Source organism: Bradyrhizobium sp. GW821-FHT13H05, from assembly GCF_058804065.1.
Window position 1 is genome coordinate 188,273 of the sequence record NZ_JBXAPO010000003.1, and the last position, 22,139, is coordinate 210,411.

Below are 22,139 nucleotides of genomic sequence, written 5' to 3' on the forward strand. Positions count from 1 at the left end.
ATGCGGCCGGCAGCAGCGCGGCGGTGGGGTCACTGGAGACAACGCTCCACCAGGATCTCAATGGCGATGGGATGATTGGTCTGCCCTCCAGCACAATCGAGTCCGCGGGTTCGACCAGCTTGGTCCAAGCTGGTTCGAACTTCTACCTCGACAGCATCAGCACCGGGACCGGCCCGATGCTGAAATACCTGGGCTCGTCGGTCACGGTGGGCTTCTTCGGCGCGGCGTGGTCACCGGTCGGCGCCGAGCAGGTCTCCGGCGGCGGCTATGACGTCGTCTGGAAGAATTCGGCGACCGGGATGTTCTCGTTCTGGAGCGTGGACACCAACGGCAGCTACGTCACGAACTTCGCGTCGGATGCGGCCGGCAGCAGCGCGACGGTGGGGTCACTGGAGACAACGCTCCACCAGGATCTCAATGGCGATGGGATGATTGGCAATGCAGCTTCAGCTGATACGAACGCGGCGTTCGTATCGGATCAATCTGCGCTCCACGATATTCATGTGACGGACCCCGCGAGCCCCCTGCTCCTGGATGTGCACGATGGAGGCTTCTTTATCCGTTGACGATGCCGGGCGGGTGACCCGATGATCATGGTTATGCAAACGACTCTAGTGCACCCCATCAGCCGCTCAGCCCCTTTAACTGGCAGAAATGCCGCATTTGATGTCAAGATGGCCCCTTCGACAGGATCGAGGGCGGGGCGCCGCCGTGGCCGATGTGACATTCCCCGGCTCTTGAAAGCTGACGGCGGCCAAATCTCCAATCTGTCATTCTCGGGTAGCCCTTCTACAACTTGACGTCGCATGTGCGTCTATACCAAAGCTGGCCAGACGTTCAGGGTGCTACATGAGCCGCTTGAATGGCTCAGCCGTTGGTCGGCTGTCTACGTTGGCGGCGTCAGCGCTCGTGCCTCCTTCAGAACTTCAATCTGCCAATCGCCCGGTCCGATGCTTATCGGCCCGAATGCAACTTTTCGTTGCCGCTCCGCGCCTGCCGGCTTGCAGAGTTCGCCCGACTATCGGCGCGGAGATCTACAAGGATCGTTCATGCCCAGCGAAGCGTTTGCCTCGGCGCAGGGCCAGATGCAAGCGGCGATCAATTTCGTGATCGGACTGATCCTCGGCTGCACCAGGGCAAGCATCGTGCAGCTTGCCAATCTCGGCAACGGATGCGGCGTTGGGCTTCGCCTACAACGCAATTTCTGACAACAACGAGGCGCGGGCCCGTATCGACAAACGCCAGCGGCGGCTTGTATCTCGTTACCTGACGATCGCGCTTGCGTCACAGGCCCAGCATCAAGCATTTGCGATAGCTCGTCGCAAGCCGAACAGCCGTGTAGACGCGGTTGTGTCAAAATCGAGCCGTGTACAAGTGAACACTCGCGCGACAACCAGTCGATTTCAACGGTCGCGAGAGCTCCGAAATTCATTTTTCCTCTCATCAGCGCGAAGCGGTAGAAAAAGCATCCAGAGGCTTGAACCTCGCTCTGGTTGCAAAGACCAATCCAAATAGGTTCCGACGTGCAGGGTGGTTGCGTCAGATCATTGTGGGCGTATCAATCTCTACGACGGCATATCGCAAGTGCGTTGCACGATCCGAATTAGGAGCTTGCGGAATAACGACAAGCCGAATGGCGAATTTGATAGGGGGGCTGTCCAATTTTCGAAAACGCATCCGTTGTCCCGTGCCTCCCCGAGCTACGAGTATCTGCTCGCGGAAAGACAGCATTTTCAAGCAAACCTCACTTCATTTAAAGGAGATACATCATGCGTCGCATTGCCCTGGTGGCTTTGGCCGTCGGATTGTTCCTGCCCTTTCTCGCGTCGGCACCCGCCAACGCGCAAGCGACCCGAACCTGGGTGTCCGGTGTCGGGGATGATGCCAACCCGTGTAGCCGCACTGCACCCTGCAAGACCTTCGCAGGTGCGATCTCCAAGACCGCCGCGGCCGGCGAGATCAACTGCCTCGATCCGGGTGGCTTCGGTGCTGTGACGGTCACCAAGTCGATGACGATTTCCTGCGAGGCGGGATCAGCGGGTGTGCTAGTGTCGGGCACCAACGGCATCATTTTCAACGGTGCCGCGACCGATTACCTGTTCCTCAAGGGGCTCGATATCGAAGGTCTCGGAACGGGCGTAAATGGAATCACCATGCTTAACGGCGGTTTCCTGCATGTCGAGGACTGCGTCATCCGTCGCTTCACGGGCAGCGGCATCTCGATCACGGCGGGCGGCGCCACCGGCTTCGAAATTACCCGCACGACGGTGTTCAGCAACGGTAACGGCTCCACAGGAGGCGGAATTCGCATTGCACCGGCAGCCGGCGGGACGAGCAAGGGTGTGATCGACCGCGTGATCGCTGATCGCAACACCTTCGGAATCGCTAGTGATACGACCGGCGGCAGCCTGAACCTCAACATCAACGACAGCACTGCGACCAACAGCACGCTTGCCGGTATCATTGCCACCGGCGGAGCGTCAGGCCTGAATGTGATGGTTATGCGCTCAACGGCCTCCAACAACGCCACTGGCATCCAGAACGCCGGCGGCAACACCTCAGTTCGGGTAGGCGAGTCCACGATCCAAGGCAACACGACCGGCGTGTCGGGTACAGTGTCGTCCTATTCGACAAACCAGCTCGACGGCAACGCCTCGAACGGGACCATGTCCGCGACCTCGTTGAAGTAGGCTGCTGCATTAACGCTTCGACCAAGGCGCCCCGGACGATTGTCTCGTCCGGGGTTTTGTCGCAATAGCCTTCAGGCGCGTACGATATGGCGCTTCGCTTCTGATCGGGAGCCTCACAGCAGGTCGAGTGCTGTGACTGACGTATGAAGTCGCGACGCCGCGGGCGGTGTTCGGGATAGCCGCGGTGTCTCATCCATTCCGTTGTCACGCCGTCGGCGTGGAATATCACCACGTCGAAATGGGTGCAGGCCGCGGGACGCTCGGATGGCGCGCCCCGCGCCGGCGGCTCCGTCAAAGCGTCAAATCGAGGGCGCGGCCGTGCTCTGGATTCCCTTACAGCGGCGGACTAGTCTGGCGCACAGGCAGGGAAGGAGCGGCATGACATCTCTCGGCGAATGCAATTCCAGGCGTTGGCGTCAGGCCGGCCTCATCCGGCGGGCCGGGTGGGCCGTCGCGATTGCGCTGCTTCTGCTAACGGCGATGCCGGCCCACGCCCAATCGGTCCGCCAGGGCCTCGCGGCGTTCCAGCGCCAGGACTATGTCGCGGCCTCCCGCATCTTCATTCCGCTTGCCGAGCGCGGCAATGCGGCGGCGCAGACCCATCTCGGCTTGCTGTTCGAGACCGGCCGCGGCGTGCCGCAGAATTATACGGAAGCGGCGATGTGGTACCGGCGGGCGGCGGAGCAGGGCGACAGCCGGGCCCAATACTCCCTGGGCCTGCTCTACGACCGCGGCTTTGGCGTGCCGCAGGATATCGTCGAGGCCTCCAAATGGCTCAATCTGTCGACGGCCGCAGCGCCGCCGCCGGTGCGCGAGGCGCGGGCCCGGATCCGCGATGCCGTCACCACCAAGATGACGCGCGGAGAGATCGCCCAGGCCCGTCTGCGGGCGTTGGAATGGGCACCGAGCCGCGAGCACTGACGGCCTTCCGGCGCCCGCTTTCTCCGGGCGTTCCGGCCTCCCAAAACAAAAAACGCGAAAACAACCCCATGCACAGTAGAGGGCGCCCGCCGGCGCGGCGCGCCGGCAGGACGATTCTGGCCGGTATCATCAGGCCTTAGCCGGGCCAGCTGCCGAGCCAGTCCGCATACCAGGTTTCGCCCAGCCAACCGACCCAGATGGCCGGAGCCAGGAACAATCCGAACGGCAGGAAGGCGGTCGCGCGCAGCGCTTTTCCTTGCAATGCAGCATTGGCGGCATAGGCGCCGATCGCGAGCAAGGCCGCCAGCTCGATCACGGCGACCACGGTCGCAAGATCGAGCCAGGCCCCGCAGACCGCGGCGAGCTTGACGTCGCCGAGCCCGAGCCCGTCGCGACCGCGCCAGCGCCGGTAGAGCGCCATCAGCAGCAGGAGCGGGATCGCCACCGCGGCCGCACGGGCCAGCGGCCAGAGCAGGGCCTCGGTGCCGACGTCCGGCACGAACGCGGCGGCACGGAGCAACGCAAGGGCGAAAGCGGCGCCCGTCAGCGCGTTCGGAATGAGATAGTGGCGAGCATCGTGCGCGGCGATCGCCAGCATCAGGGCAGCCAGGAACGCGCCAAACAGGCCTTCGGCACCCGGCGCGGCGACGAGGCTGGCGAACACCCCGAACAGCAGCGCGATGCCCAGCGCGAGCGCAGGGCCCGTCCCGTCATTCGCCTCCGGATCGGTCACGCGATTAGCGTGCCGCCTTAGGCACGGTGACCACAGGATTGCTGGTGCCGACCAGGCGGCTGTTCATCTTGCTGCGCATCTCCTCGGCGATGACATGCGCATCGACGCCGTCCTTGATGACGGTGGGGCGGATGAACAGGATCAGCTCGGTGCGGGCGCGGGCGTTGGTCTGGTGCGAGAAGGCATCGCCCACGCCGGGAATGGAATCCAGGATCGGCAGGCCCTGGCGCTGCTTGTTCTCGGTCTCGCTGATCAGGCCGGCGAGCAGCACGGTCTGCCCGCTCGTCACCGCGATCGAGCTCTTGACCCGGCGCTGCGAGATCGTCGGCGTCAGCGAATTGGCGCTGCCGGCGGCGATGTTCGAGATCTCCTGCTCGATGTCGAGCACGACATTGCCGTTGGCGTTGGCGCGCGGCAGCACGCGCAGGATGATGCCGGTGTTCTTGTAGTCGATGGTGTTGACCACGGTGTTGTTGGCGGTCAGCACGGTTGCGGTGCCCGTCGAGAACGGCACCTGATCGCCGACCTGCAAGGTGGCCGGCTGGTTGTCCAGCACCACCAGCGACGGATTCGACAGCACCTTGACGTTGGTGACGCCGTGCAGCGCGTCGAGCACGACGCGCGGCGAGTTTTCCGAGCCGATCAGGAAATTGAAGCCGGGCAATGCGCGCCCGAGTAGCGCGCCGGCCGCGGCATTGACGGCGTTGCTCGCCGGCTCGGTGTTGCTGCCGACCGTGGCGCTGTTGCTGATGCCGGAGATGGTGTTGGAAATCGAGCCTTTCTGGCTCGCCAGGAAGAATTGCACGCCGTAGTTCAACTGGTCGTTCAGCGTGACCTCGGCGATGGTCGCCTCGATCGCGATCTGGCGCTGCGGCCGGTCGATCTGCCGGATGGTCTGCTCGACGATGCGCTGCGCCTCCTGGTTGGCGTAGACGAGCACGGCGTTGTTGGTGACGTCGGCGGTGATCCGCACGTTCTGGAGGATGCCGTTGACGCCGGGCTTCGCTCCGCCGCCCGACAGTCCGCCAAGGCCGGTGTCTTGCGCTGGCGCCGCCGAGGCGGCCGGAGCGGGGCGGGCGCCGAGCGACGAGCCGGCGGGGCCGCTGACCGGTGTTGTGGCGCCGGCGGCGGCTGTCGGCAGCGCGCTGAGCGAGGCCACGGGATTGCTCGACGACGAGTTCGAAACCCCGGCGCCGGGTGAGATCTGGCTCGAGGCGTTGTCGAGCGTGGAGCTGCTCGTCGCGCTCTGGTTGAGCAGCATGTCGTTCAGCAGCGCCACGATCAGCTTGGAGTTGCCGTAGCGCAGCGGATAGGACTTCAGGTTCACTCCTTCGGTATCGGAGCGATCGAGCCGCGCGATCCAGGTCTGCGCACGCTTGAGATATTCCGGCTTCTGGCTGACCACGAGGATCGAATTCTGCCGCGAGATCGGCTGGAACTTGATCATGTTCTGGCTCATGCCGCCTTCACCGGAATCCATGATCTTCTCGATCTCGGCGATGACGGGCTCCGGTGACGAATTGCGCACCGGGAAGATGCCGACGGATTGCCCGCGCATCCAGTCGGCGTCGAAGGACAGAATGGTGTCGACCGCGGTCGCCCGGTCGGTGCCGCCGCCGCTGACGATCAGCGTGTTGCGGGCGCTGTCCGGACGCATGGTCGAGGCCTTCACGCCGAAGGCGTCGAGCAGCTTGAAGATGTTCTGTGCCGAGACATAGCGCAGTGGCACCACCGTGATGCCCTGGCCCGCTGCAGCATTCAACGAACGGTCGATCCCGCCGGGACCGGCTTCCGGCGCCGGCAGCAGGCGATAGCCGGTGCGATCGCGCACCAATGCGACGCCGGACATGCGCAGCGCGTTTTCCAGCACATAGAGCGCGTCCGCCTTGGGCACGGGCCGTACCGAGGCCAGCGTGATGGTTCCCTGCACCCGCGGGTCGATCGTGTAACCGACGTTCAATACGTCACCAAGGATGACCTTTGCGACGGTGGCGACGGGCGCGTTCTCGAAATTGAGGTCATAGCCGCTGCCGCCGGCATCGTCGCGCTCGGCAAGCGCGCCGCCTTGCGGCGTTGCACCATCGCTGAGATAGATCGCGGGCTTCGACGATTTCGCCTGCGCAATGCCGCCCGCTCCGGTATCCCCGGGCTGCCGCGGCTGAAGATCGAGCGAGCGAATCTTGTCGGCGATGTCCTGGGCGCGGGGATCCTTCGGGTCAGCTTCGACCGACTGATCAGCCGTGACGATGCAGGCCGTGAGAAGGAAGGCAGACGAGCAAAGGACGAGCGTTCCAGTCAACGCTGAGCGCAGGCGCGAAAGCGGCTGGACCACTTCAAACAAAATACGCCCACCAACGCTGCGAGAAAAAAGCATCCGATCCCCCTTGGCTCGGACGCGCAATAATTTGCGCCACGATTATGTTTTTGCTAAGAAATAAGTCAAGGGCAAAGGGCCTCCTGTGACCCGTCGAAGTTGTTGCATTCAAGTAACAAGGTCAATGCTGTGAATGCGATGCGCGACCGCTCCGCAGATAGCTTCCGGCAGCATCTCCTCGACAAATACTCACTGCCGCCGCGGGCGCATGCCCATATCGACAAGTCAGCCAATCCCGCGCTGACGCGTCCCTTGCGCGAATTGTGGGAAGCCACCGATCTGTCCGCAGCCGAATTCGCCGACGAAGTCTCCGATTATTTTGCTCTGCCGCGGCTGAGCCTTCCGCAATTGCTTGCGGCCACGCCCCGTCTTGACGGCTTTTCGCGCCGTTTCCTGCGTGAATCCACCATCTTTCCTTTCAGCGCGACGAATGACGTCTTCCGGCTGGCGGTCGCCGACCCCTCCGACACGGCGGCCATTCGCGCCGCCGAAATCGTGTTCGGAACTCCGGTCGATGTCGTCGTGGCGTCATATGAGGACATTACCACAGTCCTCGATCAACGGGCCGATGCCGATGACGCCAATGCCGATCGAAGCGGCAGGGGCGTTGCGCAACAGTCCGACGACGACATCGAAAGTCTGCGCGATCTCGCCAGCGGTGCGCCGGTGGTGCGCGCGCTCAACGACCTCCTGGAGCGCGCGGTGGATTTGCGCGCGAGTGACATCCACGTCGAGCCGTTCCGCGCCGGGCTTGCGGTGCGCATGCGCGTCGATGGTCTGCTCCGCGCGCTGCCCTCGCCGCACGGCATTCCGCCGCAGGCGTTGATCTCGCGCATCAAGATTCTCGCCAGCCTCAACATCGCGGAGCGGCGGCTGCCGCAGGACGGTGCCGCGCGCGTGCGTGTCGGACGCAGCGAGCTCGACGTCCGCGTCGCGACCATGCCGACGCAGCATGGCGAAAGCGCCGTCATCCGCCTGTTGCCGCGCGACCGCGGCCTGCTGGAGATGAGCAAGCTGGGTCTTGCCGCACGCGACGAGAGCGTGATGACGCGGCTGTTGGCGATGCCGCACGGCATGATCGTCGTGACCGGCCCGACCGGCAGCGGCAAGACCACGACGCTCGCGACCATGCTGTCGATCCTCAACGAGCCGACGCGCAAGATACTCACGATCGAGGATCCCGTCGAATACGAAATCCCCGGCATCAACCAGTCCCAGGTCAAGCCGTCGATCGGACTGACTTTTGCGACCGCGATGCGCGCCTTCGTGCGCCAGGACCCCGACGTGATCATGGTCGGCGAGGTCCGCGATGCCGAGACCGCGCATATCGCGATCCATGCCGCACTCACCGGCCATCTCGTGCTGACGACGCTGCACACCGAGACGGCGGCGGCCGCCGTGCCGCGTCTGATTGATCTCGGCATCGAGGGCTTTCTGCTCAAGTCGACGCTGCGTGCTGTGGTCGCGCAGCGCCTGGTGCGCATGCTCTGCGACCGCTGCAAGGTGCCGCACACGCTGACCGAGGCCGATATCGCCAAGGACCCGCGCTTTGCCGTGATCGGATTCAAGTGCGGCGAGGTCGTGCACGAGGCCGGCGGCTGCGAACGCTGCGGCGGTACCGGCTATCGCGGCCGCAACGGCGTGTTCGAGATCCTGGAAATGTCCGACGAGGTGCGCACGCTGGTCGGCCCGCAGACCGACTCCCATTCGATCGACGCGGCCGCGATGCGAGGCGGCATGACGACGATGCTGGAGGACGCGGTCGCCAAATGCCGGGCCGGGCTTACCACCGTGCCCGAGGTCTTCCGCGTCACGACGGTGCGTTGACGCTCATGCCGAACTATCGTTATCGCGCGCTCAATGCCAACGGCGAACTGGTCTCCGGCGCCATCGCCGCGCCCGCGCCGGGTGACGTCGCGCAGCGGATCGAACAGCTTGGTCTCGTGCTGGTCGACAACGTCACGCCGGAAGAGGGCGGCGCGACCGGCAGTGTGTTCAGCCTCTTCAACCGGCCGAAGCCGGAAGACGTTACCATCCTCACCCGCGATCTTGCCTTGCTGCTGCGCGCCGGCGCCCGCATCAATGACGGATTGGAGCTGCTCGCGGCCGATCCCGATCTCGGCCGGCTGCGCCCGGTCGTCGCCGACATCCGCTCGCGCGTCGTCTCCGGCGAGAGTTTTGCCGAGGCGCTGGCGCGGCACGAAGGTCTGTTTCCGCCGATGTATATCGCGCTGGTGCGGGTCGGCGAGGCCTCGGGATCCCTGGATCAGGTGCTGGAGGTGCTGGCCGGCGAGCGCGCGCGCAGCGAGGCCTTGAGGCGCCGGCTGTCGGATGCGATCCGCTATCCCCTGTTCGTGCTCGGCGCGGCCGGCTGCGTGCTGCTGTTCTTCCTCACCTTCGTGCTGCCGCAGTTCGCATCCGTGCTCCAGGATTTCGGCGCCAAGGTCGATCCCATCGTTGGCGTCTTCCTCAACATCTCGACCTTCCTGCGCGGCAATTCCGATGCGGTGCTGGCGGGGCTGGCGGCGGCCATCGCAGCCGTGTGGCTGCTGCTGCGGCAGCAGCGCATCCGCCACGGCCTCACCAATGCGATCACGCGGCTGCCGGCGATCCGCAACATCATGAGCGCGTATCGCACCGCGTTGTTCTGCCGCAATCTCGGCCTGCTGCTCGGCAGCGGCGTCAATCTCACCATCACGCTGCGCATTCTGATCGACATGATGGCGACGACCGGCCCGTCCGCGGTCTGGAGCGATGCCGCAGACCGCGTCCGTCATGGTTCTAAACTTTCCGACGCGCTGGCCGAGACGGAGGCTTTGCCCGCCATGGCGGTTCGCATGCTCCGGCTCGGTGACGAAACCGGGCAATTGCCGATGTTGTCCGGACGCGTCGCCGAATTCTACGAGACCAAATTGCAGCGGACGCTCGACCGCGCCGTCGGCATCGCAGGCCCTGCGGCGATCATCGCCATCTCGCTGGTCGTCGGCGGCCTGATCACCTCGGTGATGACGGCGCTGATGTCGGTGAGCCAGATTGTTGGTTAGGGCAGGAATGGGCAAGGAACAAGTGAGGCTTGAAGTGACCAAACATCGATCCGCAACGCGCGGCCGCCGGCGAAGAGGCCGAGGCGAGGCGGGCTTCACCCTGGTCGAGATGCTGGTCGTCATCACCATCATCGGCATGATCATGGCGCTGGTCGGCCCGCGGGTGCTGAACTATCTCAGCGAGTCCAAGGCGAAGGCCGCGAAGATCCAGATCGAGAGCTTCTCCAGCGCGCTCGACCTCTATTATCTCGATCTCGGGCGCTATCCGACGTCGAACGAAGGCCTCGCTGCGCTGACCCGCAACACCAATCAAGCCGGCTGGAACGGGCCGTATTTGCGCGGCGGCCTGGTGCCGAACGATCCCTGGGGCCACGGCTATGTCTATCGCTCGCCGGGCGCGAGCGCACCCTATGACATCATCTCGCTGGGCTCGGACGGTCAGGAAGGCGGCAGTGGAACGGCGGCCGACATTGTCAGCGGCACGCGCTGAGGACATCCGCGATGCGCGCGGCTTCGCGCTGATCGAGATCCTGTGCGTGCTCGCGATCATCGGCCTGCTTGCGGCGATCATCCTGCCCGCGATCCCGCGGACGACGACGCGCGCCAGGCTGGAGAGCTATGCGGTCGAGACCGCGGCGCTGCTGAAGGGAGACCGCAACGCGGCGCTGCGCCGGCAAGAGAGGGTGGCGACACAGGTGGATGCGGAAGCACGCTCGATCCGCTCCGGCGTGACCGGGCGGACCATTCGCCTTCCGGGCGACGTGGTCGTGCAGGCGACGCTGGCCGCACGCTGTGCCGATCGCGCAGTGGGGCGGTCGATCGATTTCTTTCCGTCGGGCATGTCGTGCGGGGGAACGATTGCGCTGGCGCGGCCCGGCATGGGCTATGAGGTGCGCGTCAACTGGCTGACCGGAGGCGTCGAGATTGTCCCGCAGAAGCTGCTCTGACGCCGCCGGCTTCACCCTGATCGAGGCGCTGGTCGCGCTCGCGATCATCACGGTCGTGCTCGGGGCGATCGGCTCGGTCATTGCCACGACGACGAAGGGCACGCGCGCGATCGACCAGCACCTGGCGCTTGCAGGCACGGCCGAGACGCTGCTTGCGGACCTTCCGGCGCGGGGGCTGCTCAAACCCGGCCGGCAGAGCGGCGAGCTCGCCGGCAGCCGCTGGCGCGTCGACGTTGCGCCGATGAACGTGGCTGGCGGCAATCCCGACACCGATCGCTTCGTGCCGATGGCCGTCAATCTGCGCCTCCAGCGGGCCGACGGAGCTGCGATCCAGATCACCACGGTGAAGCTGGTGCCGAGGGCATCGCAGTGAAGGGCTTTTCTTTTCAAGGCTTGTCCATTCAAGGCTCTTCCTTTCAAGGCCTGGCCACGAAACGGCTTCACCGCGCGCTCGCCGATGAGGCAGGTTTCACGCTGCTCGAAGTGTTGCTCGCGACGCTGCTGATGACCGTCATCCTGGCGGCGCTGGCGACCGTGACGGCGCAATGGCTGCCGAACTGGAATCGCGGCATTGCCCGTGTGCAGCGGGCCGAGCGTCTTGCGACGGGGCTCGACCGCATCGTCGCAGACCTCTCGGTCGCCGAGCAGATGACGGTCAACGGCGACGCCAAGGTGCCGCTGTTCGACGGCGCCGAATTGTCGGTGACCTTCCTGCGCACGGCGCTCGGCCCGAGCGCGCGCCCGGGCCTCGAATTCATCCGCCTGATCGAAAAGGCCGATGCGCAGGGGCTGGCGCTGGTACGCGAGCGCGCGCCGTTCCAGCCGATGCCGACCGACGGGCAGATCCGTTTCGTCGACCAGGTCGTGCTGATCCGTGCGCCGTTCCGTGTCAGCTTTACCTATGCCGGACCGGACGGTCAGTGGCAGCCGACCTGGCGCGGCCAGACCCAACTGCCGGACCGCATCCGCATTACCGTGCGCAACAGCGCCACCGGGCAGGTGCTGGCCGTGTCGGCCGCGGCGATCCCGCACATCACGGCACCGGCCGAATGCGCGCGGGCGAAGAATCCGACGACCTGCGTGGCGTCGCGCACCCGTCCGCAACAGGCTGAGAAAGAGGAGCAGCAGCTGTGAGCGGCGCGAGGTCCGACCAGGCGAGGCTTGGTGACGACCGCGGCTTCATCGTCGTCGTCGTGCTCTGGATGCTGGCGGCGCTGGCCGCGCTCGCGCTGATCTACCTGACCTATGTCACCAACACCGCGGTCACGGTCGCCGTCAACGCCGACCGACTGCAGGCGGATGCGTTGGTGAACGCAGGCCTCGAGCTTGCGGCCTACCGGTTGACGGCGCAGAGCGAAGCGACGCGTCCGACCAGCGGCACCTTCAATGCGCGGGTCGGAGCCGGCCGGGTGAGCGTGACCTTCCGCTCGGAGGCCGCACGTGTCGATCTCAACATGGCGCCGAAGCCGATGCTGGCGGGCCTGATGACGGCGCTCGGCGTCTCCGCGACGGATGCGCCCGCCTATGCCGATCGTATCCTTGCCTGGCGCTCGTCGACGGAGCCGGGTCTCGATAATCCGGAAGATTCCTACTACCGCACGCTCGGTGCGTCCTATCTGCCGCGCCATGCGCCGTTTCCGCACAGCGACGAGCTCTGGCTCGTGCGCGGCATTCCGTCCGCCGTCGTCGAACGCGTGCTGCCCTTCGTGACCGTGTTCAGCAACATGCGGACGGTGAACGTGCTGGACGCCGCGCCGCAGGTGGTGGCGGCGCTGCCGGACATGACGCCGCAGACGCTGCAACAGCTGCTGCGCGACCGCACCGATCCCAATGTCGACCCGCGATCCCTGGTCGGACTTGCCGGCAGCACCAATGCGACGATCGAGGGCTCGAAGGCCTATCGGATGACGGTCGCCGTCGAGGCGCCGTCGCATCGCCGGAGCTCGGCCGAGATCGTCATCCTGCTTCTCGAAAGCGGCGATGAGCCCTATCGTGTATTGTCGTGGCACAACGCCTTCGACGGCTCCGCCGGAAAGCCCCTGTGAGATGAGCTCGCTCAATTCCATTCGCGGCATTCTCGATGCCTGGACCGGCACCGTGGCCGGCGCAATCGTCGCCGGGCTGGAGCGCGTGGTGGCGCCGCGCGTGGTGCGGCTGGTGGAGACCGAGACCGGTGCGTTCGCGCTCGAGGTGACGAAGGCGGAGAATGTGCCGAAGGAGATCGCGTTCGAGGACGGCAAGTTCGCCGGCGCCAATCTCGGGCAGATCGTCCGCGGCAGCCGCGTCGAGATCGTGCTGCGGCCGACGCGCTTCCTGTTCCGCCCGCTGGAGTTGCCGGCCCGCGCGGCCGGCTTCCTCGACGGCATCGTGCGAGCGCAGATCGACCGGCTGACGCCGTGGAGCGCGGCCGAAGCCATGTTCGGTTGCAGCGCCCCGGTGGCGCATGGCAGCGAGAGCATCACCACGGAGATCGCGGCCGTGCCGCGCAGGCTGGTGATGGGCTATGTCGAGGCGGTGACCCCGTTCCATCCGTCGGCGATCGCGATCGTGACGGAGGCGAGCGGGGGCGGGCGCATCAAGGTGTTCGAGCAGAGATCGCGCGGCGCGATCGACCCGGTGCGGCTGAGCCGGACGCTGCAAGCGGTGCTGGCGCTCGCCGCGGTCGCCGCGGTCATCGGCTCGGTCGCCGCCGGTTACCTCGCCGACAGCCTCAGTGCGCAGGAGAGCGAGCTCGAACGTCAAATCACCCAGCGCCGTGCCGCGCTGCGCGGCAGCGATGGCGGCGAGCGCTCGCCGCTCGCGCTGCTCGAGCGCCGCAAATACGAGATGCCGGCGAGCGTGATCGTACTGGAATCGCTGAGCCGGCTATTGCCTGATCATACCTATGTCACCGAGCTGCACCTGTCCGGCAACAAGATCCAGATCGGCGGCATCACCCGCGATGCGCCCTCGCTGATTCCGCTGATCGAGCAGTCCCAGCATTTCACCCGCGCGACCTTCTACGCCCCGACCACGCGGAGTTCCTCTGATCCCGGCGAGCGCTTCCACATCGAGGCGCAGGTCGAACCGAGAAATGCGCCATGAACAGCAGCATGAGCAGCACCAAGGTCGGCGGCGGAAATGTCCTGGCGCGGCTGACCGGCTCGCCGCTGATCGCAGTCACGCTCTATCTCGCCATTGCGGGCGGGCTGTTGCTGATGGCGGGTCTGTCGATCGCCGAAATCATCGCTCACCGTCAGGCATTGGCGCAGACCGCCGACCTGCTCGACCAGCTGCGCGGCCGCAAGGGCGGCGCCAAGAATGCCGCGGCCATCTCGGCCGAGCATCCGGGCACGCCGTTCCTGGAGGGGCCGACGGTGACGGTTGCGGGCGCGAATCTGTTGCAGCGGGTTGCAGCCGCCGTCGGCAATGTCGGCGGCTCGGTGCAGTCGTCGCAGGTCGACGTCTCTGGCGCGCAAACCAAGGACGGCTTCGTCGGCCTCGTCGTGAGCTGCGAGCTGGAGCAGCCGGCACTCCAGAAGCTGCTCTATGATCTCGAAGCCGGCATGCCGTTCCTGTTCGTCGACCAGCTCGACGTCCAGGTGCCGCAGACCACGGCGCTGAGCGAGCTCGCCACCGGCCGCGTCAGGGTGATTTTGGGCGTCTCCGGCCAGTGGCAGGCGGGGAAGTAGGGCGCTGGGCTTTTGTTTGGACGCGTTTTCTTGACGCGAACCGGTCCCCACGTCGCTCGAAAACGCTCTGGATCACCAGCTGTATTTGAACACGCCCTTGCCGGAATAGCTGGTGACGTTGCCGGAGAACTCGCCGTCGAACGTGCCGGCGATCGAGAAGCCGCTCAGCCACTTCATTTCGGCGCTGGCGCTGACGAGCGCGGAGTCGGCATCGACCCTGGCGCCGTTCACGACGAAGCTGGTGCCCGGCAAGGTCTGGAACAGTGCGGTGACGGCGCGGCTCGGATTGTAGTCGTGCGCCCAGGCGGCGCGGCCGCGCAAGGTCAGCACGCCGTTCTGCATGGCGTAGGCCTTGTCGGTGCGCAGGCCGAGCTCGGAGCGGGTGTCGGTCAGGGATTGCGAGGCGTAGTTCAGCGCGAACAGGCCGCCGCCGTTGAGGCTGACTTCGGAATAGTTCGGCAGGTTGAAGTTCGTCACCTGGGCCGCCGCGTAAGGCGTGATGCCGATCCAGGGCGTTGCGAAGCGGTAGCCGCCTTCGAAGCGGGCCGAGAAGGTGTCGGCCTTGAAGCGGCCCTGGAGCTGGTCGAAGCCGCCGGGCGCCACGGTGCGGTTGGTGGTGACGTCGTGCCAGCCATAGGCGAGCGCGGCCGAAACGTAGGCGGGTCCGAAATTGTGCCGGCCGTAGATTCCGGCCTGGAACATGTCGGCGGAGCCCGAGCCCATTGCATTGGCGAGCGAGTAGTTCAGCCCGCCGCCGCCGAGCGCGAAGCCGACCAGCGTGTCCACCGAGATCCTGTAGTCGGCGCCGGCGGCGCCGCCCCAGACCCGCGCGGTGAGGTCCTGCGAGCCGACCGCCGCATTGCCGCCGACGTCGGCCGAGCCGCCATAGCCGGCCGCCCAGACGCTCCAGCGGCTGCTCGGCTGCGAGGACAGCAGCGGCGCCTTGGTCGCCATCGCATAGGCCTCGCGCTCGCGCGCGTTGGCGAGGCGCATCGTGGCATAGGCGGCCGCGTCATCGCCCTCGGCGAATTGCGCGACGCTGCCCGCCTTGGCGAAGCCGCCCGAGCGGCCGATGATGGTCGGATCGAGCATCAGGTTCAGGAACTGGCCGTCGGCGTTGATCGCGGACTGGATGATGCCGGTGCCGAGCTCGCCCGAAGCGGTGGTCAGCCCCGCAGGCGACAGCGCGGCGAAGGCCGCGGGAATGCCGCCGGTGGTGTTGAAGAAATTGGTCAGCGTGTTCGCGACGTTCTGCTGGTTGACGTTGAGGCCGCCGGCTTGCGCGAAATTGACGTTGACGTTGAGGAACACGTTGCTGGTGTCGTAGCTCAGCGTCGCGTTGAGCGTCGGCATGTTGGAGACGACGGTCGAATTGAAGGTGGTGTTGGTGAGCGTGCCGGCCGCAGTCAGGATCGTGTACTGCTTCTTGACCGTGCCTGAGAGGAAATTCACGTTCACCGTCGCGCCGCCCAGATTGGCCGCGCCGGTGACGTTGGTGAGGCTGGCATTGGTCGAGGAGACCTGCACCAGATAGGTCGAGGCGGCGGTGAAGATCAGCGATCCGTTCACCGTCAGCGGGCCGAACGGGCTCGCGGTGCTGCCCGGCGCCAGCGTGCCGCCATTGACCGCGACGTTGCCGACGGTGCCGGAACCTGCCAGCGTGCCGCCGGTGTTGACGGTGCTCGCGCTGACGATCGAGCCGTTCACCTCCAGCCTGCCGCCGTTGACGGTGGTGGGGCCGGTGTAGGTGTTGTTGCCGGACAACGTCTGCGTGCCGCCGGCCAGCGTGAGGCCGCCGCCCGCGCCGGCATCGTCGATGACGCCCGCAAACGTGCCGTTGCCGTTGGTGATGGTCAGCGTGTTGGCGCCAAGATTGACGTTGCCCGAGCCCGAGAGCGACCTGATCGAGGTGCCGGCGCTCAGGCTCGCGATGTCGAAGATGCCGTTGGCGATGACGTTGCTGGAGGTCGCGATGCTGCCGTCGCCGCCGCCGAAATTGATCAGGTCGAGCTCGCCACCGCTCGCGATGGTCGTGGTGCCGGTATAGGTGTTGGTGCCGAACAGCTGCTGCGTGGCGCCGTTCGAAATAACGACGTTGCCGCCGGTGCCGCCCGCGATGCCGCCATCCTGAATGACGCCGCCGAAGAAGCTGCCACTGGTGATCGTCAGTGTCTTCGATCCGAGTGCGACGATGCCGCCAGCGGTGAACGAGACCAGAGCGTTCACAGTGGCGCCGGAGGTGGTTTGCGAGATGTCGAACGTACCGCCTGCGCCTGGCGTGAACGTGACGCTCGCCGAGTTCGCAATCGATCCGCTGCCCTTCAGCGCCAACGTCGCACCGGCATCGATCTGCGTCGTATTGGAGTAGGTGTTCACCCCGGAGAGGGTCTGCGTTCCGCCGAAGACGTCCAATCCACCGGTGCCCTGGATCACGCCTGCAAACTCGGTCGAGCCGTTGGTGATGAGCAGCCCGTTGGTGCCCATGTTGACGACACCGCTCGAACTGCCGGCGAGCGTCGTGATAGCGCTGAGCGAGAACGAAGATGACGAGATGTCGAACGTCGCGTTCACTGTGACAGAGCTCGAGCTGGAGATGTCACCAAAGCCCGACAGCGCCAGCGTTCCGGCCGAGACCGTCGTCGCGCCTGTGTAGCTGTTGAGGTTGGTCAGGGTCAGTGTGCCGGTACCGACCTTGGTCAGTCCGCCGCCGGTGCCGGAGATCACGCCGTCGACCTGGGTCGAGGTGTTGAGGCTGCCGGTGGTGAGCGTGTTGGCACCGAGCACGTAATGGCCCGCGCCTTCGATTGAACCCGCGGTCGTGCCGCCGTTGGTCAGGCCGGAAATATCGACAGTGCCGCCGGCATTGGTGATGAAGCGCGCGCTGCCGCCGGTCGAGGTGCCGGTGAAGCTCGTGGTGCCGCCGCTCTCGGTGGTGATAGTGGAACTGCCGGCGGTGGCGGAGTTGCCGAAGGTCAGCGAACCGCTGTTGGAGATCGTCGAGGTGGCCGCCGTCGCCGTGTTGTTGAACGCCATGAAGCCGGCGGTGGCGTTGGTGATGTTGGCGCTGGCGGCCGAGGTGGTGTCGTTGAAGTTCATCACCACGTTGTTGACGATCGTGGCAGTCCCGGCATTCGAGCTGTCGTTGAATTCGACGTCGCCGTTGTTGGTGATGTGTGCCGTGCCTGCAGTGCTCGTGTTGGTGAAGGCGATTGCGCCGCCGTTGACGTTGTACGTCACGAAATTGCTGCCGCCGCTCGCGCTGCTCGAATTGGTGAACACCATGCTGGAGCCGACGTTGAACGTCTGGACGTTGGTCGAATTGTTGGAGATGCCGGCGCCGTTCAGCACGAAGATGTCGTTGGTGTTGACGGTGTAGGCCTGCGCGTTGGGGGCGGCGGTGAAAACCACGGCGCCGAGGTTGACGAGGCCGTTGCTGTCGACCGTCGTCGGGCCGGTGTTGGTGAAGGTCGCGGTGCCGACGGGCACATCAGGCGTCGACGTCCAGTTCGTGCCATCCGTCCACTCGGTGGAGGTGGCGCCGGTCCAGGTGCCGTCGTCGAGCGCATGCGCGGCGACGACGCCGAGCGCGGTGGTCGCGAGCAGGGTCGCCAGCGTGTGACGGAGGAGGGACCCCAGCCTGTTTCCGATTCTCTCCCCCGCCATTGTCGGTCCGGCCATCGGTGTTCTCAAATTGGAAAATGAAATCATCGCAAAGTTGCAACTGGCGCGGGTGGCGAAACCACGCGCGCGTCATAATCTCAGGCGTCACCGCGCCCCGCAATGAACGGAGGTCCAATAGGGCTGGGTTCCGGCCTGTTCCAAGTGCTATTTCGGCAATCGTGGCTGTTGGGCAACATTTTCATGCATCGCAACATGTTCCGGATGGAAAAGGCGCTTTTCGATCGGCGTTGCCCGACTCGACGCGGCTTGATGGTCAGGCTCATCGGAACTAGTTTGCTGCGGAAGGCTTGCCGTGCGCTGGCGGCTGCAAGGGAATTTCCGAAGGACTTTTTGATGTCCGCCTGGCTGAGAGCGATCGGATTGGCTGCGCTGTGGGCGGTGCCGGGCATTGCCGCAACCTCGGCCGCCACCTCCTCGCGCATGGATATCCTGTCCGACGATGCCGCTGGCAGCCCCGCCGAAAGCGTCGATGTCGGTGCGGTGAGGCCGATCGCGCGGCCGGCACAGGCTGTGAGCAAACCCGTTCCCCGCGGCAATCCGCTGTGGGCGGTGCCGCTCTCGGCGCTGACCATGACCCAGGAGCGCCCGATCTTCTCGGCCTCGCGCCGGCCGCCGCCGCGCGCGGTCGCCGCCGCTCCGGCCGAAGAGGCGCCGGCCCCCCCGCCGCCCAAGCCGGTCGATGCGCCGCCGCCGCTGATGCTGGTGGGGGCCGTGGTGGGTGAGGGCGAGGCGATCGCGATTCTCGTCAACCGCACCGACCAGAAGGTGGTGCGCCTGCGACAGGGCGAATCGCTCGGCGGCTGGTCGCTGATCGCGGTTCAGCCGCGCGAGGTGACGCTCAAGCAGGGCGATCGCAGCGAGGTCCTCGCGCTGCAGCGGCCGGACGGAACGGCGACAGCTCCGCCCGCGTCTGCCACCCCACCTGCGGACGTCGGCGGCAAGCTGACGATGCCGACCACGACCGATACGTCGTTCACGCCCTTCGTGCCGCGCTCCACGCCGAAGAACGGCGAGTCGGACGGACTCTGAACGCTGAAGCGCCGATCAACATGCAACCAGGTTCTCAGTGCTCAAGTGACTGATGGCGTGTGGAGAACGGGCGGCCAGACGGCGGATCTTGCCCCCTATGCGGTTCTCCTTGGGTTGGTGCTGGCAAGCCTGTGCGTGCTGGGCTGGGTGCTGCTGCTCTGCAGTTCCGGCTTAGACCTCACGGACGAGGGCTTCTACCTACACTGGATCTCCCGGCCGTCGGACTATCCTTATTCGGTAAGTCAGTTCGGGTTTGTCTATCATCCTCTGTACCTGCTGGTGGGTGGCGACGTCTCGCTGCTGAGGCGTGCCAATCTCCTCATTACATTTGGCCTCGGCTTCACGCTTTCCTTCGCGATGCTGCGGCCTGCCTTCGGGGCATGGGGTTTGGCGGACTGGAGCACGCGCGCTGTCGCTGTCGCTGTCGCGTTTGTCACAGCCATCGCGTCTCTTTCGTTCGTCGCCCTTTGGCAGCCGACGCCCAACTACAATTCGCTTACTTTTCAGTCATTGCTGATTGCCGCGACGGGATTCGTTCTCATCGGCCAGCCGCGCCGACGGCTGCTCGGATGGCTGCTGATCGGCGTCGGAGGCGGGCTGGCATTTCTGGCCAAGCCGACCAGTGCTGCGGCGCTTGCGGTGATTCTGGTGCTGCACACGGCGATCGCCGGCCGGTTCAAGGTCCGCGAGGTCCTGATCGCGCCCGCCGCCGCCGTTTTGCTGCTTGCAGCCGCGGCCTTGTCGATCGACGCGTCGTTTCGCGTATTCTTCAGCCGGCTGGCCCAAGGCCTTGAGATCGGTCAGCTGCTGTTGCCCTTTCAGGCCGACGCTCTCAATAGCTTTGCCTGGAATTCTCTCCATTTCGGCGACGAGCTGTCGCGCAAGTTTGACTATCTTGTCGTTGCCTACATGACGCTGGCGGCGCTGTGCTCCGCTCTCACCCGACCTGCGCGTGCGTCGGCTGCGGTCATCATATTGTCGAGTTCGGCTCTGTCGATTTTCGTACTGCTTGGAGTTGTCTCCAGCGCCATCTCGGATGAATCCGGTCAACCCTATCTTTTTCTGGCAGGCGCTATCGGAATGACCGCCTCGGCAGCGGTGCTCGCTTCGCAAGCCTGGCCGTCCCGCAATGCGATCGCTATCGTTTGCGTTCTCTTTCTACTTCCGTTTGCGTTCGCAGTGGGAACGAACACGAGCGGTTGGATGGCTGCCGGTCGAGCCGGCTTCTTCTGGCTCCTGATCGGTCTCGTCGCGGCATGCAGATTGGCCGTCGCGCGGGCCAATTGGCGTCCACTGCTTGCGGTCGGCTGCTTGTCCCTGGTGGGCACCACGATCGTGATCTATGCCGCGGTGGAGTTTCCATATCGGCAGACGCAGTCCGTCCAACTGCAACAGCGCGCCGCCGATGTCGGTCCGGCGCGGTCGCGGCTTCTGCTGACCGAGCAGAACGGCATGCTCATCTCCGCCCTCCGTCAGTTTGCGACTGCTGGCGATTTCGAATCCGGTCTGCCGATGCTCGATCTCACCGGAGCCAGTCCCGGACTGGTTTATGCCATGGGGGCCCGTCCGCTCGGCGTCGCTTGGGTCCTCGGCGGCTATCCCGGATCGGTGAAGTTCGTGGAGGCGGGGCTTCGCTGGGAAACCTGTGCGGCGATCGGCGCGTCATGGATATTGTCGTCGTCGCAGACGACGAATGCGATTGCACCGGATTTCCTGCGGAAGGTCGGAATAGACGTTCGCGCGGACTATGAGGAGGTCGGAATCATCGAGTCCGCCTTGCCGTATCCACCATTCGCAAAGATCGACTATCATCTCCTCAGGCCTGCGAGAAGTCGGGCCGCAGCCAGGTCGGCTTGCGACAGTGCCCGAGGCGGATAGCAGATGGCTCTAAAGCGCGTGCTCTAGCTTTGCAGATGGCGTCCGAGCACCTCGACGACGCGCTGCTGCTGGCCCTCATCGAGGCCAAGCCACATCGGTAATCTCACAAGCCGCCCCGCGAGCGAGGTCGTTGCCTTGAGTTCGCCATGCGCTCGGCCGACCCGCATGCCGGCCGGCGCAGAGTGCAGCGGAACGTAGTGGAACACCGCGCCGATCCGCTGACGTCTGAATTCGTCGAGGACGCTCTGACGGTCGAACTCGGGCGCCAATATGACGTAGTACATATGCGCATTGTGCTCGCAGCCATCGGGCACGACGGGGCGCCGAATGAGACCGGCTTGCTCAAGTGGGGCAAGCAGGTCGTGATATCTGGCCCAGAGGGCAAGGCGTCCTTGCGTGATCTCGTTGGCCTGCTCGAGCTGGGCCGCGAGGAAGGCCGCCGCGAGTTCGCCCAGCAGGAACGAGGAGCCGACATCCTGCCAGGTGTATTTGTCGACCTCGCCCCGGAAGAAGCGGCTGCGGTCGGTGCCCTTTTCACGCAGGATTTCCGCGCGCTGAACCAGGTTGCGCGCGTTGACGAGCAGGCTGCCGCCTTCGCCCGAGGTGACGTTCTTGGTTTCGTGAAAGCTGAAAGTGCCGAGATCCCCGATCGAGCCCAGGGCGCGGTCCTTATAGCTTGCCATCACGCCCTGTGCGGCGTCCTCGACGATGCTGAGATCATGGCGCCTGGCGATCGCAACGATCGCGTCCATCTCGCAGGCGACGCCGGCATAGTGGATGGGGACGATCGCGCGCGTGCGCTTCGTGATCGCGGATTCGATCAGGCGCTCGTCCAGGTTCAGGGTGTCGGTGCGAATGTCGACGAACACCGGGACGGCGCCGCGGAGCACGAAGGCATTCGCCGTCGAGACGAATGTGTAGGACGGCATGATAACTTCGTCGCCCGGCTCGATGTCCACCAGAAGGGCAGCGAGTTCCAGCGCCGCCGTGCAGGAGGGGGTCAGCAGGGCCTTGGCGCAGCCGGTCTCGCGTTCGATCCATTGGTGGCAGCGCTTCGTGAAGGGGCCGTCGCCCGAAAGCTGATGGTTGGCGACCGCCTCGTCGATGTAGACGTGCTCTTTGCCCGTCGCGTGGGGGCCGTTGAAGGGAATATGGATCAATGCCGGTCCGT

The 22,139-nt window shown here is 65.3% G+C and carries 18 protein-coding genes and 1 pseudogene; 15 read left to right on the top strand and 4 right to left on the bottom strand.

Translation table 11 applies throughout. From position 1 onward, the window contains the following. The 4 genes and pseudogenes from AC1RR3_RS09775 to AC1RR3_RS09790 form a co-directional block, all read left to right on the top strand. Positions 1-566: pseudogene (locus AC1RR3_RS09775) on the top strand (hypothetical protein); the annotation flags it as partial. A 483-nt stretch (positions 567-1,049) separates the two neighbouring features. Continuing rightward, positions 1,050-1,208, top strand: coding sequence for a hypothetical protein (locus AC1RR3_RS09780; protein WP_492821818.1), 159 nt, complete (start codon positions 1,050-1,052; stop codon positions 1,206-1,208). A 561-nt stretch (positions 1,209-1,769) separates the two neighbouring features. Next, positions 1,770-2,690, top strand: a complete 921-nt coding sequence (locus AC1RR3_RS09785; protein ID WP_492821820.1) for a right-handed parallel beta-helix repeat-containing protein — start codon at positions 1,770-1,772, stop codon at positions 2,688-2,690. A 378-nt stretch (positions 2,691-3,068) separates the two neighbouring features. Further along, positions 3,069-3,611, top strand: coding sequence for a tetratricopeptide repeat protein (locus tag AC1RR3_RS09790; RefSeq protein WP_492821822.1), 543 nt, complete (start codon positions 3,069-3,071; stop codon positions 3,609-3,611). Between the two features lie 136 nt (positions 3,612-3,747). Here AC1RR3_RS09790 and AC1RR3_RS09795 read toward each other — a convergent pair whose 3' ends face one another. Both AC1RR3_RS09795 and gspD read right to left on the bottom strand, forming a co-directional pair. Next, positions 3,748-4,344 (bottom strand): prepilin peptidase, encoded by a 597-nt coding sequence (locus tag AC1RR3_RS09795; RefSeq protein ID WP_492821824.1) that lies wholly within the window; start codon positions 4,342-4,344, stop codon positions 3,748-3,750. Between the two features lie 4 nt (positions 4,345-4,348). Further along, complete coding sequence (gene gspD / locus AC1RR3_RS09800; protein WP_492821826.1) at positions 4,349-6,718, bottom strand: type II secretion system secretin GspD; 2,370 nt, start codon at positions 6,716-6,718, stop codon at positions 4,349-4,351. 138 nt (positions 6,719-6,856) lie between these two features. Between gspD and AC1RR3_RS09805 the strand changes: the two genes are divergently transcribed. The 9 genes from AC1RR3_RS09805 (at position 6,857) to gspM (ending at position 14,380) form a co-directional block, all read left to right on the top strand. Next, positions 6,857-8,545: a GspE/PulE family protein gene (locus AC1RR3_RS09805; protein ID WP_492821828.1), complete on the top strand. Its 1,689-nt coding sequence runs from the start codon at positions 6,857-6,859 to the stop codon at positions 8,543-8,545. 5 nt (positions 8,546-8,550) lie between these two features. Then, on the top strand, positions 8,551-9,762 hold the full coding sequence (locus tag AC1RR3_RS09810; protein ID WP_492821830.1) for a type II secretion system F family protein: 1,212 nt from the start codon (positions 8,551-8,553) through the stop codon (positions 9,760-9,762). A 34-nt stretch (positions 9,763-9,796) separates the two neighbouring features. Then, positions 9,797-10,252 carry a type II secretion system major pseudopilin GspG gene (gene gspG / locus AC1RR3_RS09815; RefSeq protein WP_492821832.1) on the top strand — a complete coding sequence of 152 codons (456 nt, stop codon included), beginning with the start codon at positions 9,797-9,799 and terminating at the stop codon, positions 10,250-10,252. Beyond that, complete coding sequence (locus AC1RR3_RS09820; RefSeq protein WP_492821834.1) at positions 10,215-10,709, top strand: prepilin-type N-terminal cleavage/methylation domain-containing protein; 495 nt, start codon at positions 10,215-10,217, stop codon at positions 10,707-10,709. The genes gspG and AC1RR3_RS09820 overlap by 38 nt, the downstream gene beginning before the upstream one ends. After that, positions 10,687-11,082, top strand: coding sequence for a PulJ/GspJ family protein (locus tag AC1RR3_RS09825; protein WP_492821836.1), 396 nt, complete (start codon positions 10,687-10,689; stop codon positions 11,080-11,082). Before AC1RR3_RS09820 ends, AC1RR3_RS09825 begins: the two co-directional genes overlap by 23 nt. 131 nt (positions 11,083-11,213) lie before the next feature. Next, positions 11,214-11,843: a hypothetical protein gene (locus AC1RR3_RS09830; protein WP_492821838.1), complete on the top strand. Its 630-nt coding sequence runs from the start codon at positions 11,214-11,216 to the stop codon at positions 11,841-11,843. Continuing rightward, on the top strand, positions 11,840-12,754 hold the full coding sequence (locus AC1RR3_RS09835; protein ID WP_492821840.1) for a type II secretion system minor pseudopilin: 915 nt from the start codon (positions 11,840-11,842) through the stop codon (positions 12,752-12,754). Before AC1RR3_RS09830 ends, AC1RR3_RS09835 begins: the two co-directional genes overlap by 4 nt. A gap of 1 nt (position 12,755) precedes the next feature. Beyond that, positions 12,756-13,793 carry a PilN domain-containing protein gene (locus tag AC1RR3_RS09840; protein ID WP_492821842.1) on the top strand — a complete coding sequence of 346 codons (1,038 nt, stop codon included), beginning with the start codon at positions 12,756-12,758 and terminating at the stop codon, positions 13,791-13,793. Beyond that, positions 13,790-14,380 carry a type II secretion system protein GspM gene (gene gspM / locus AC1RR3_RS09845; protein WP_492821844.1) on the top strand — a complete coding sequence of 197 codons (591 nt, stop codon included), beginning with the start codon at positions 13,790-13,792 and terminating at the stop codon, positions 14,378-14,380. Before AC1RR3_RS09840 ends, gspM begins: the two co-directional genes overlap by 4 nt. 72 nt (positions 14,381-14,452) lie before the next feature. Here gspM and AC1RR3_RS09850 read toward each other — a convergent pair whose 3' ends face one another. Further along, complete coding sequence (locus AC1RR3_RS09850) at positions 14,453-18,058, bottom strand: autotransporter outer membrane beta-barrel domain-containing protein (protein ID WP_492821846.1); 3,606 nt, start codon at positions 18,056-18,058, stop codon at positions 14,453-14,455. A 336-nt stretch (positions 18,059-18,394) separates the two neighbouring features. On the opposite strand from AC1RR3_RS09850, the gene AC1RR3_RS09855 reads away from it, so the two are divergent. Both AC1RR3_RS09855 and AC1RR3_RS09860 read left to right on the top strand, forming a co-directional pair. Beyond that, on the top strand, positions 18,395-19,090 hold the full coding sequence (locus AC1RR3_RS09855; RefSeq protein ID WP_492821848.1) for a hypothetical protein: 696 nt from the start codon (positions 18,395-18,397) through the stop codon (positions 19,088-19,090). A gap of 45 nt (positions 19,091-19,135) precedes the next feature. Then, the gene (locus tag AC1RR3_RS09860) at positions 19,136-20,968 is read left to right on the top strand and encodes a hypothetical protein (RefSeq protein ID WP_492821850.1); all 1,833 of its coding nucleotides are present in this window, start codon (positions 19,136-19,138) and stop codon (positions 20,966-20,968) included. Positions 20,969-20,991: 23 nt separating this feature from the next. On the opposite strand, the gene rffA is transcribed toward AC1RR3_RS09860, so the two are convergent. Next, positions 20,992-22,128, bottom strand: a complete 1,137-nt coding sequence (gene rffA / locus AC1RR3_RS09865; protein ID WP_492821852.1) for a dTDP-4-amino-4,6-dideoxygalactose transaminase — start codon at positions 22,126-22,128, stop codon at positions 20,992-20,994. Positions 22,129-22,139: the final 11 nt, after the last annotated feature.

Bases quoted from the DNA above. Each gene is read 5' to 3' on its own strand.
- AC1RR3_RS09780 (WP_492821818.1), top strand. From the start codon at position 1,050: ATGCCCAGCGAAGCGTTTGCCTCGGCGCAGGGCCAGATGCAAGCGGCG.
- AC1RR3_RS09785 (WP_492821820.1), top strand. From the start codon at position 1,770: ATGCGTCGCATTGCCCTGGTGGCTTTGGCCGTCGGATTGTTCCTGCCC.
- AC1RR3_RS09790 (WP_492821822.1), top strand. From the start codon at position 3,069: ATGACATCTCTCGGCGAATGCAATTCCAGGCGTTGGCGTCAGGCCGGC.
- gspD (WP_492821826.1), bottom strand. From the start codon at position 6,718: ATGCTTTTTTCTCGCAGCGTTGGTGGGCGTATTTTGTTTGAAGTGGTC.
- AC1RR3_RS09805 (WP_492821828.1), top strand. From the start codon at position 6,857: ATGCGCGACCGCTCCGCAGATAGCTTCCGGCAGCATCTCCTCGACAAA.
- AC1RR3_RS09810 (WP_492821830.1), top strand. From the start codon at position 8,551: ATGCCGAACTATCGTTATCGCGCGCTCAATGCCAACGGCGAACTGGTC.
- AC1RR3_RS09830 (WP_492821838.1), top strand. From the start codon at position 11,214: ATGACCGTCATCCTGGCGGCGCTGGCGACCGTGACGGCGCAATGGCTG.
- AC1RR3_RS09840 (WP_492821842.1), top strand. From the start codon at position 12,756: ATGAGCTCGCTCAATTCCATTCGCGGCATTCTCGATGCCTGGACCGGC.
- gspM (WP_492821844.1), top strand. From the start codon at position 13,790: ATGAACAGCAGCATGAGCAGCACCAAGGTCGGCGGCGGAAATGTCCTG.
- AC1RR3_RS09850 (WP_492821846.1), bottom strand. From the start codon at position 18,058: ATGGCCGGACCGACAATGGCGGGGGAGAGAATCGGAAACAGGCTGGGG.
- AC1RR3_RS09855 (WP_492821848.1), top strand. From the start codon at position 18,395: ATGTCCGCCTGGCTGAGAGCGATCGGATTGGCTGCGCTGTGGGCGGTG.